The organism is Shewanella sp. A22, assembly GCF_053850585.1.
In genome coordinates this window covers 1-9,064 of record NZ_JBSQBN010000159.1, presented here as the reverse complement: position 1 = coordinate 9,064, position 9,064 = coordinate 1, and the positions used below count along the sequence as shown (strand labels likewise).

At 38.6% G+C, this 9,064-nt stretch carries 9 protein-coding genes and 2 tRNA genes; 6 read left to right on the top strand and 5 right to left on the bottom strand.

Annotation, left to right across the window (positions count from 1 at the left end; all coding sequences use genetic code 11):
- Positions 1-8 precede the first annotated feature (8 nt).
- A tRNA-Asn gene (locus ACWXWT_RS18895) sits at positions 9-80 on the bottom strand.
- Between the two features lie 34 nt (positions 81-114).
- Positions 115-190 (bottom strand) — tRNA-Asn (locus ACWXWT_RS18890).
- 1,197 nt (positions 191-1,387) lie between these two features.
- Here ACWXWT_RS18890 and uvrB point away from each other — a divergent pair.
- Together uvrB and ACWXWT_RS18880 are read left to right on the top strand one after the other, a co-directional pair.
- Positions 1,388-3,409, top strand: a complete 2,022-nt coding sequence (gene uvrB / locus ACWXWT_RS18885; RefSeq protein WP_456043119.1) for an excinuclease ABC subunit UvrB — start codon at positions 1,388-1,390, stop codon at positions 3,407-3,409.
- Between the two features lie 205 nt (positions 3,410-3,614).
- Positions 3,615-4,730 carry an acyltransferase family protein gene (locus ACWXWT_RS18880; RefSeq protein WP_456043118.1) on the top strand — a complete coding sequence of 372 codons (1,116 nt, stop codon included), beginning with the start codon at positions 3,615-3,617 and terminating at the stop codon, positions 4,728-4,730.
- 99 nt (positions 4,731-4,829) lie between these two features.
- On the opposite strand, the gene ACWXWT_RS18875 is transcribed toward ACWXWT_RS18880, so the two are convergent.
- On the bottom strand, positions 4,830-5,615 hold the full coding sequence (locus ACWXWT_RS18875) for a DODA-type extradiol aromatic ring-opening family dioxygenase (protein WP_456043117.1): 786 nt from the start codon (positions 5,613-5,615) through the stop codon (positions 4,830-4,832).
- 144 nt (positions 5,616-5,759) lie between these two features.
- Between ACWXWT_RS18875 and ACWXWT_RS18870 the strand changes: the two genes are divergently transcribed.
- The 3 genes from ACWXWT_RS18870 to ACWXWT_RS18860 all read left to right on the top strand — a co-directional run bounded on the left by ACWXWT_RS18870 (position 5,760) and on the right by ACWXWT_RS18860 (position 7,356).
- The gene (locus ACWXWT_RS18870) at positions 5,760-6,665 is read left to right on the top strand and encodes a LysR family transcriptional regulator (RefSeq protein WP_456043116.1); all 906 of its coding nucleotides are present in this window, start codon (positions 5,760-5,762) and stop codon (positions 6,663-6,665) included.
- A gap of 196 nt (positions 6,666-6,861) precedes the next feature.
- On the top strand, positions 6,862-6,960 hold the full coding sequence (locus tag ACWXWT_RS18865; RefSeq protein WP_456043121.1) for a hypothetical protein: 99 nt from the start codon (positions 6,862-6,864) through the stop codon (positions 6,958-6,960).
- Between the two features lie 168 nt (positions 6,961-7,128).
- Positions 7,129-7,356, top strand: coding sequence for a hypothetical protein (locus ACWXWT_RS18860; RefSeq protein ID WP_456043115.1), 228 nt, complete (start codon positions 7,129-7,131; stop codon positions 7,354-7,356).
- Positions 7,357-7,883: 527 nt separating this feature from the next.
- Here the strand turns inward: ACWXWT_RS18860 and ACWXWT_RS18855 are convergent.
- A complete protein-coding gene (locus ACWXWT_RS18855) occupies positions 7,884-8,765 on the bottom strand; it encodes a LysR family transcriptional regulator (protein ID WP_456043114.1) in 882 nt (293 codons plus the stop codon).
- 46 nt (positions 8,766-8,811) lie between these two features.
- On the opposite strand from ACWXWT_RS18855, the gene ACWXWT_RS18850 reads away from it, so the two are divergent.
- On the top strand, positions 8,812-8,988 hold the full coding sequence (locus tag ACWXWT_RS18850) for a chlorhexidine efflux transporter (protein WP_456043113.1): 177 nt from the start codon (positions 8,812-8,814) through the stop codon (positions 8,986-8,988).
- Here ACWXWT_RS18850 and ACWXWT_RS18845 read toward each other — a convergent pair.
- The coding region (locus tag ACWXWT_RS18845; RefSeq protein WP_456043120.1) for an integrase core domain-containing protein at positions 8,959-9,064 on the bottom strand (106 nt) is incomplete at its 5' end. The two genes, ACWXWT_RS18850 and ACWXWT_RS18845, sit on opposite strands and share 30 nt — an antisense overlap.

Sequence of the window (9,064 nt, the reverse complement as noted above, 5' to 3'; positions counted from 1 at the left end):
ATAGATCTCGCCCCAAACTGGACTCGAACCAGTGACATACGGATTAACAGTCCGCCGTTCTACCAACTGAACTATTGGGGAATTACGTTTATGACTCAACTTACTTTAACTAAATGGCTCCCCAGACTGGACTCGAACCAGTGACATACGGATTAACAGTCCGCCGTTCTACCAACTGAACTACTGGGGAAACGTTTTTAGCAATCTATTGCTGAGAACGGAGCGCATAGTAAAACGCTCTGGTAACTGAGTCAACTCGAGTTATAAAAAAAAATGCATTTATGTGACTAATTGGTTATCAAATACACATCGTGCACGACTTTTGGGCGTTTCTGTTGTTTTTTGCACAATGATGACAAAATTAATTACTGACTCAGAAACTTATGTGTAGTTTGGTTGCCGCTCTATTCGTTACAGGAATGGTAATCATCAATTAATTACCGAGTAGTCTAGATCCGTAAAAGGCTATTTTTTGTGGTTTGTGTTTAGGTTGAATGCTTAATGATACTTAACAGAAGGTTGTAACCAAAGTTATGAAATTAAGACCGGTGGTTTGAGTTCGCGATCGTTAGTTTGCTCTTTATGAATGTATTTTATGCGAGTCTCGAATGATTTAATTTAATGTTAACCGAGTTTATTGTCGTGATCTTTCGTATTAATGTTCAAATGTAATTTAATTTCATCAGAACTTTCTTACGCTTTTATGAAATTTGCCTAGGCGCTATCCCGCATCAGTATTGAGCTTTGATGAGTTATCCACTAAATCTGTGGATAAACTTGTGGACTTCTACTGTAAATGAGCTGCAATCCCTTATACTGCTTGAGTCGGAGTTAAATTGGTACAATTAATTAGCGATAGTTAAAATTCTTTTTTATCAGATAGATATGGAAATCAACTGTTTTTTTATTTGATTGTTCTATCCATTGCAAAATGGTAACTCGTTTGCTTTACAGATTGTGTATTAAATTGCATTTTAGGCATGTTTATCTGTTAATTAGCTTGGTTTTTAAGCGATTTTAACGTGTTGTTTATTACTTTCATATAATGATCTTAATTTGGTCATATAGTTGCAGTATGTGTCTGATAATGATCTTAACTTAATAGGGTGGGCATGACACTTGCTTACTAGCAGCATTACATGAACTTGTAATAGGCATTGGAGTTGATGCAGCTATATAGAGCAGGTCTTTCTTGTTAGCAAAATGATGTTAATTTTGACTTACACTCAGGCCATTGTTTATCGGCTATTATCCATTTATCAATGTGGGCATTATTTGTTGAGTATTAATCTTGACCATCTGAGTTTGTTAACCTCTAGCATAATGTATCGCCATTTATCTATGTTTCGGTATATGATATTGGGTCAATAAAATAGGAAATTATGTCGTGTCAGAGTCAGTATTTTCGTTAGAGTCTAAATTCGAGCCTGCCGGCGATCAACCTACAGCGATAAAACAATTAGTCGATGGTTTAGCGTCTGGCATTGCCAGCCAGACGTTATTGGGCGTGACGGGCTCTGGTAAAACTTACACCATAGCCAATGTGATTAAACAAATGGGCAGACCTACCATCATTATGGCTCCCAATAAAACGCTTGCCGCTCAGCTTTATGGAGAAATGAAAGAGTTTTTTCCCCATAATGCGGTCGAGTATTTTGTGTCCTACTATGATTATTATCAGCCGGAAGCTTATGTACCTGCTTCTAACACCTTTATAGAAAAAGATGCATCAGTTAATGCTCACATTGAACAAATGCGCTTGTCGGCGACTAAAGCCCTATTAGAGAGAAAAGACGTCGTGCTCATTGCATCCGTTTCGGCGATATATGGTTTAGGTGATCCTGACTCATACATGAAGATGTTATTGCATTTGCGTCAAGGTGATTTTATGGGCCAACGTGACATCCTAATTCGACTCAGTGAATTACAATACAAACGTAATGATATTGAATTACAACGTGGAACGTATCGTGTGCGTGGGGAAGTGATCGATATATTCCCTGCAGAGTCGGAGCGTGAAGCCATTAGAATTGAACTTTTTGACGATGAAATTGAACGTTTAAGCGAATTTGACCCACTCACTGGGCAAATTAACAAACGCATTGTACGCACAACTATTTACCCGAAGACCCATTATGTTACGCCAAGAGAGAAAATTCTCGCTGCAACAGAAGAAATTAAACAAGAGCTGCGTGAGCGCCGCCAATATCTACTTGATAATAATAAGTTGATTGAAGCTCAGCGTATAACTGAGCGAGTACAATATGATATTGAAATGATGGTTGAACTGGGATATTGCTCTGGTATTGAAAACTACTCGCGCTATTTATCTGGCCGTGTATCTGGCGAGGGTCCACCAACATTATTAGATTATTTACCCGCTGATGGTTTGCTAATTATTGATGAATCACATGTCACTGTTCCGCAAATTGGTGCAATGTATAAAGGTGACAGAAGCCGCAAAATGAACTTGGTTGAATATGGATTTAGATTACCGTCAGCGTTAGATAATCGTCCACTTATGTTTGAAGAATTTGAACGATTAATGCCGCAAACTATTTTTGTGTCGGCAACACCTAGCCAATATGAGTTAGATAAAAGTGACGGTGAGGTCGCAGAGCAGGTGGTCCGTCCCACAGGGCTACTCGACCCCGAGCTTGAGGTTCGCCCCGTCGGAATTCAAGTTGATGATTTGTTGTCTGAAATCCATAAACGCGTTGCGGTAAATGAGCGAGTACTGGTGACAACGTTAACCAAACGTATGTCTGAAGATTTAACGGAATATTTGGATGAGCATGGCATCAAAGTACGTTACTTGCATTCCGATATCGATACGGTTGAACGTATTGAGATTATCCGTGACTTACGTTTAGGTCATTTCGATGTATTGGTGGGCATTAACTTATTACGCGAGGGACTCGATTTACCAGAAGTGTCATTAGTGTGTATTTTAGATGCAGACAAAGAGGGCTTTTTGCGCTCAGAGCGTTCGCTTATTCAGACCATTGGTCGTGCCGCACGTAATGTAAACGGTAAAGTCATTCTCTACGCTGACAGAATTACCAACTCAATGGCTAAAGCGATGGGAGAAACCGAACGGCGTCGTGAGAAACAACACCAGCATAACCTAAAACTCGGTATTGTACCTCGTGGGGTAGTGAAGAGTATTACAGATGTGATGGATGTCGGCGATTCTAACTTCAGTAAAGGAACCCGTAAAAATCATTCAAAATACGCTGAAGTGGCTGAAGAAAGAGCCAAATACAGCAGTATTGCTGACTTGAGTCATCAAATTGATAAACTTGAGAAACAGATGCATGAGCATGCTAAAAACTTAGAGTTTGAACAAGCTGCAGCGGTGCGTGATGAAGTTAAATATTTACGTGAGTTGATTATTGTAAGCAATTAATTAAAGCTTATTTTTGATCAAGCGTGTGAATAAGGATTTAAGCCACGATGTTGAGTTGCACTATTGCAGCTCAACAACAGTATTTCTGTGCTTTTTTATTCTTCACAAAGCTTACCCTTTTTATTTCTAATGCTAATATTATACTTTGATGTCTTTATTCAAACTCATTAAATTGTGATCAAATAGCCAAAGGAATGCAGTAAGTATGCTTGATAAACAACGTTATTCTGAACTTGACTGGTTGCGGGTAATACTGATTTTTGCGGTATTTTTACACCATGTATTTATGCCATTTAATGGCGATGGTTGGCATGTGATGAATAATGAATCGAGCAAGGTGCTTGACGATATTATGGTGTATTTTGAACAGATAAGGTTGCAAACCTTGTTTTTTATCGCAGGCGCAGCCAGTTTTTTGTTATTGCAAAAACTGCCTATTCGTAGCTTTCTGTTAGGTAAGTTTCATCGCTTATTTGTGCCTTTGTTGGTGGGAATGATATTGATTGTGCCACCACAAAATTATTATGAGAACATCACTGAATATGACTCTTTAGCATCTGCCTATGGTCAGTTGATGTTGTCGTTTGATAGTAATCATTTATGGTTTATAGAATTTTTAGTCATTTTTATGCTGCTTGCTGTGCCATTTAGGTACTTGTTAATACATCAAACCGGCAATAAATTACAACGATGGCTTGAACGGATCAGCAATCATCATTTGGGGTTACTGTCTCTAGTGCTGTTATTAATCACATTACGTGGCGTACTGAAATATATTGCCCCTTCAGACAGTCATCATATTGAAAACCTGTCATTGAGTGTTTTTTATCTGTTTTTCTATTTTACAGGAATGTGCTTTGTTAAAAGTGAGATTATTTGGCGCGCATTAGCTGAACACAGATATACCGCTTTAGTTTGTTTAACCGTCAGTACATTACTGTTTTATGGTTACTATTATTCTCCTGATTTAAGCCCTTATTTGTCGCTAACCACCCGTTGGCAGTTATGGTGGTTGGTTTGTACACTTGTTTCTTGGTCCAGTTTACTAACCTTAGCTGGCTTTGCGATTGCTTATATAAAGAAAACGCCCACTTGGTTACATAAAACTAATGAATTAATTTATCCATTTTATATTTTGCATCAAACCATTATTGTGATGTTGGCGTTTTATATTGTGCAGTGGCAGGTTTCAATCGCAATTAAGTCCGTTAGCTTATTATTAAGTGCTTTTGTTATGTGTGCCTTACTATGTTATTGGGTGATAAAGCCGTTTAATATCACGCGTTACTTATTTGGGCTTAAGTTATTACCTAAAAAGTAGAATCAAATAATCGCCTTATATTTTCTGGTTAAACTGTTGATAATAAAACCTAATGTAATTTTAATCCAAGGCGTATCAACTTTTATTAATTGTTTGTTGTTAATAAAATGAATATGCATCTAGCGACAACAATTCAAATTCTACATCTTGGTGGATCTTTTTAGCGCTACAGGTTTCGCTTGCGCCTAATACAGCTATAAGTGGTAAAAAGTGTTCTTGAGTCGGATGATTAAATTGAGCAAATGGTGCCAAAGATAAGTAATTTAACATTGACTCTGTATCATTATTAATTAGTTTTTCTTCAACCCAGTTTGTGAATGTATTCATCATCTCAACACCATTTGGGGTTTTGGACTGACGAAAAACCTCACTTAAATTATGGCTTATCCCACCAGAACCAATAATGAGAATGTTGTCATGTTTTAACGAGGCAATAAGCTGACCGTATTGATAATTTTGTGCTGTGCCCACACGGGTATTAATGGATATTTGCACAATAGGAATGTTCGCCTGCGGGTACATTAATCTCAGTGGGATCCACACGCCATGATCCCAACCATGTGTTGGAGATAAATTGACTTTAATACCTGCACTCACAAAGGCGTCGGCAATTTGTTTTGCCAATACAGGCTCGCCAGGTGCTGGATAATGAATTTGATACAGTTCATCAGGGAAGTGATAGAAATCGTGTATTGTTTCTGGCCGCGCTCCTGCAGTAATCACCACATCGTCAGTGACATCTAAATGGGCCGAAAATACCACAATGGCTTTTGGGGTAGGGAGTTGTTGGCCAAGTTTTTGTAAAAAACGCGATGTGTTAGTGTTCTCAACCGCCATCATTGGCGATCCATGTGATATAAACAGCGGATGTTGAAGTTGCTTCATGTTCGGTACCTCGTGTAATGCCAATGGGTTGATTCAGTGCTTTTGCATCTTAATCGTATGGCTTTGGTTATCATTATATTGTTAGTTACATGGGTGATAAATGTGCTTATAATGGATAAACAATCAACATAGTGTTGCTAATGTATGGATAAACTCGATACCATGAGAACCTTTTTGACCGTGGTGCAAGAAGGGGCGTTTACTAAAGCGGCTGATAAATTGAATATATCACCACAACTGGTGAGTAAGTATATTTCGGCTTTAGAGCAATGCTTACACACGCGATTACTGCAACGTACAACGCGGCGCTTAAGTTTGACCCAAGCGGGTACAGAGTATTATCAACGTTGTGTGCAAGTGATCGCCGATATCGATGAAATGGAAAATCAATTAACACATCATGCCGAAGTGGTGTCGGGCACGTTAACAGTCAGTGCGCCAATGTCCTTTGGCAGTTTGCACTTACCGCAGTTATTAATGGATTTTCAGCAGGCTTACCCAGCGATTAAACTGAATATTAGACTAACCGATTTAAAAGTAGATATTGTCGAAGACGGTATTGATGTTGCTATGCGCATTGGTCATTTAGCAGACTCATCATACATTGGCAAAAAGGTCGCGCCCATTCAGATTGCAATTATGGCCTCAGCAGATTATTTAGCGCGTCAGGGGATACCGCAAACTCCGGCAGAATTACACCATCACACCTATCTTAAATATTCATACTCAGACGATGCCATGTTATTTGCTGGTTTTGAACAAGCCAGTCAGTCGCTTAAGTTTAATGAAAAATTGATTGCCAATAATGGAGAACTGCTGGTGAATGCGGCCATTTTAGGTGGCGGGATAGTTATTCAACCCACATTTATCGCAGGTAAAGCATTAGTTGAAGGTAAGCTTGTACGCATACTCAGAGATTTTGAACCTAAACCAATGGGCTTGTATATGGTGTATGCTAATAGGCAGTTCTTGGCGGCAAAAGTGAAGTGTTTTGTTGATTTTGTGAGCCATTATTACGGTAAAACGCCTTACTGGGATGACGCGCAGTAAAATATAAATGATTGTTGTTTCGTCATATTTTACTTATATAACCCTTAACATTATTGATGTTTATTGGGCTCATCTTTAATCGTACTGATACTTGTCACTTAATCGCTGTGAATATTATGTCTATCACCACTAACTGGGATTATTTTAAGATGTGGTTCAGCTAAGCTCTTTTGCCAAGGCTGCAACATTGCATAACATGGATAATTCATCATTATCAAAGCAATTTAAAAAGTTAGAGTCGACGCTAGGCGTACAACGACTTAACCGTTCTTCACGTTCATTTGCATTTCTTTAGCGGGGGAAGATAATCTCGAACAAGCACATATTTTTATGTGTCATTTAGAGTGGGGCGCATGGCTGAGTCAAACGTGATTGCTAAGAGATTGCTAAAATTCATATTGCTACTGTGACCTCTAAAGAATTTATTCTCCAATAGGGCATACCATCTACACCTGTAGAATTAGTGACTCTGATTGATAGCAATGGTGATACTTTTCTCGATATCATGTGTTTAAGTCAGCTAGCTCATGGCGACCAATTTAAAAATTATAAGATGCAGGGTAACCATACAGTCAGTGATGTCAGCTCAATGATATCAGAGGTTAAAGATGGTATGGGTTACACCATGATTGATTTATTTTTTTTAGAAAAACCGATTTCAGAACTTAGTGCCTTATTAACCGATCATTGATTGTCGACCATGGATACGGGGATTTATGCCGTGTATCCACATAAAAAAACAAACATTGCTGGTAAGTGAGTTTATTAAAGCGGTGTAAGATTATATCGGCATGCCGCCTTTTTTGTTGTCGCATATTCCTCATTATCACCTTAACTGTTGTTATTACAGGGTTAAACCGTCGACAATATATTGATTAAAATTATCCTGTTGAGGCATAGCTAATGTATTTTAGTTGTTTTTATAATACCAATCTCATTAAATATCTGGTTAGTTCAGAGTCTCTCAGGTTTTTCAATTCAAGGCACATTGATGTAGAAATGGTTGTTGCCTTTTAAATCGATGTAACACAGAAGTAGAATACCTGAGAGACTCCATTCTGGCGGGTTTCAAAGTCCTTTATGCTTCGTTAGATGCTTTCAGAATAGAATCACTATTCGCTTCAATCATCTGCCTTGCTTACAGCACTTTGAACTCTCGCTGAAAGATCACATATTTAATAGGATTGGTATAAGATGAGCATCATTGTGATGTCAGTCCTAAGGCGTGAGTAATTGCCTTAATGCATGCCTAAATTGCATAAACATCGGCTCTAAGCTGTAGCGGTGATGCTGGATCACATCAACACTGGCCTGCCAGCCCATATCTTTAAATTCGCTGGGTAATAGCACTAATTGGTCACTTTTTACATATTCATTGGCGATATGATTGGGCAGTAAACACCAACCATTACCCTGTAGTGTTAGTTCCAGTAGCACATAATAATTGTCTGCATACCAAATGTCGGGGCTTAAGGCGAGTTGGAAGTTACTCGATTTGTTGTTACGCGAGCGCATCAGTAATTGCCTGTGCAGCTTTAGGCTGGCTAAGTTAGTCGTTTCTTGTTGGGCTAATGGGTGTTTTCTCGCAACGTAGATATCAAATTTAACTGAACCAATCGTTTCATAATCAATGTGCGATGGAATAGACAGTTCACTAAAAATAATCCCAGTTACGGCTCTATCTGTGTCAATCATATCGACTATATCGATGCTTGATGCAGTAAAAATTGCCAAAGAGGTATTGGGGAAATCGATTTCCAACTGATTGACGATACTGGAGAGTTTGTGAAACGGAATCCCTTCATCTAGTCCGATAGTGAGCTCTGAAATAAAAGGCTTATCGAGGTGCTGTGCACAATAACGTAAACGTTGGTGCTGCTCTAATAATACAGTGGCATGACTTAATAGTTTTTTACCTGCCAGTGTTAATTGCGGATAACGCCCACTACGGTCAAACAATATCGCATTGCAATCTATCTCAAGATTGATGACATGCTGGCTTACTACGGATTGCGCTTTTTTGAGTGAACGAGCCGCCGCTGAAAACGAGCCTGTTTTTGCTGTCACCACCAATGCCTCTAGCTGATCAACACTATACATATCGTTTTTCCAGATACTATCTAACTATTTAGTATCCTTATATTGGATGATAATAATGCAAACGTCACTATTTATTGAGAGCATTATGCAAACAAAAGAGAGAATATTCCACGCGGTGTCTTTTGAGATATTGGCGACAGCAATCATAGTCCCTGTGAGCGCCATGCTAATATGTAACCATCCCTTATATAGATCATATTTTAAGAGAGTTTTCCTCATTTAATCGCTCATACATCTTGGGCGGTAGATCGTTCAGTGATTCATGTGGCCGATCATAATTATATTCTTCAATCCAACTA

Bases quoted from the DNA above. Each gene is read 5' to 3' on its own strand.
- ACWXWT_RS18880 (WP_456043118.1), top strand. From the start codon at position 3,615: ATGCTTGATAAACAACGTTATTCTGAACTTGACTGGTTGCGGGTAATA.
- ACWXWT_RS18875 (WP_456043117.1), bottom strand. From the start codon at position 5,615: ATGAAGCAACTTCAACATCCGCTGTTTATATCACATGGATCGCCAATG.
- ACWXWT_RS18870 (WP_456043116.1), top strand. From the start codon at position 5,760: ATGGATAAACTCGATACCATGAGAACCTTTTTGACCGTGGTGCAAGAA.
- ACWXWT_RS18865 (WP_456043121.1), top strand. From the start codon at position 6,862: ATGGATAATTCATCATTATCAAAGCAATTTAAAAAGTTAGAGTCGACG.
- ACWXWT_RS18855 (WP_456043114.1), bottom strand. From the start codon at position 8,765: ATGTATAGTGTTGATCAGCTAGAGGCATTGGTGGTGACAGCAAAAACA.
- ACWXWT_RS18850 (WP_456043113.1), top strand. From the start codon at position 8,812: ATGATAATAATGCAAACGTCACTATTTATTGAGAGCATTATGCAAACA.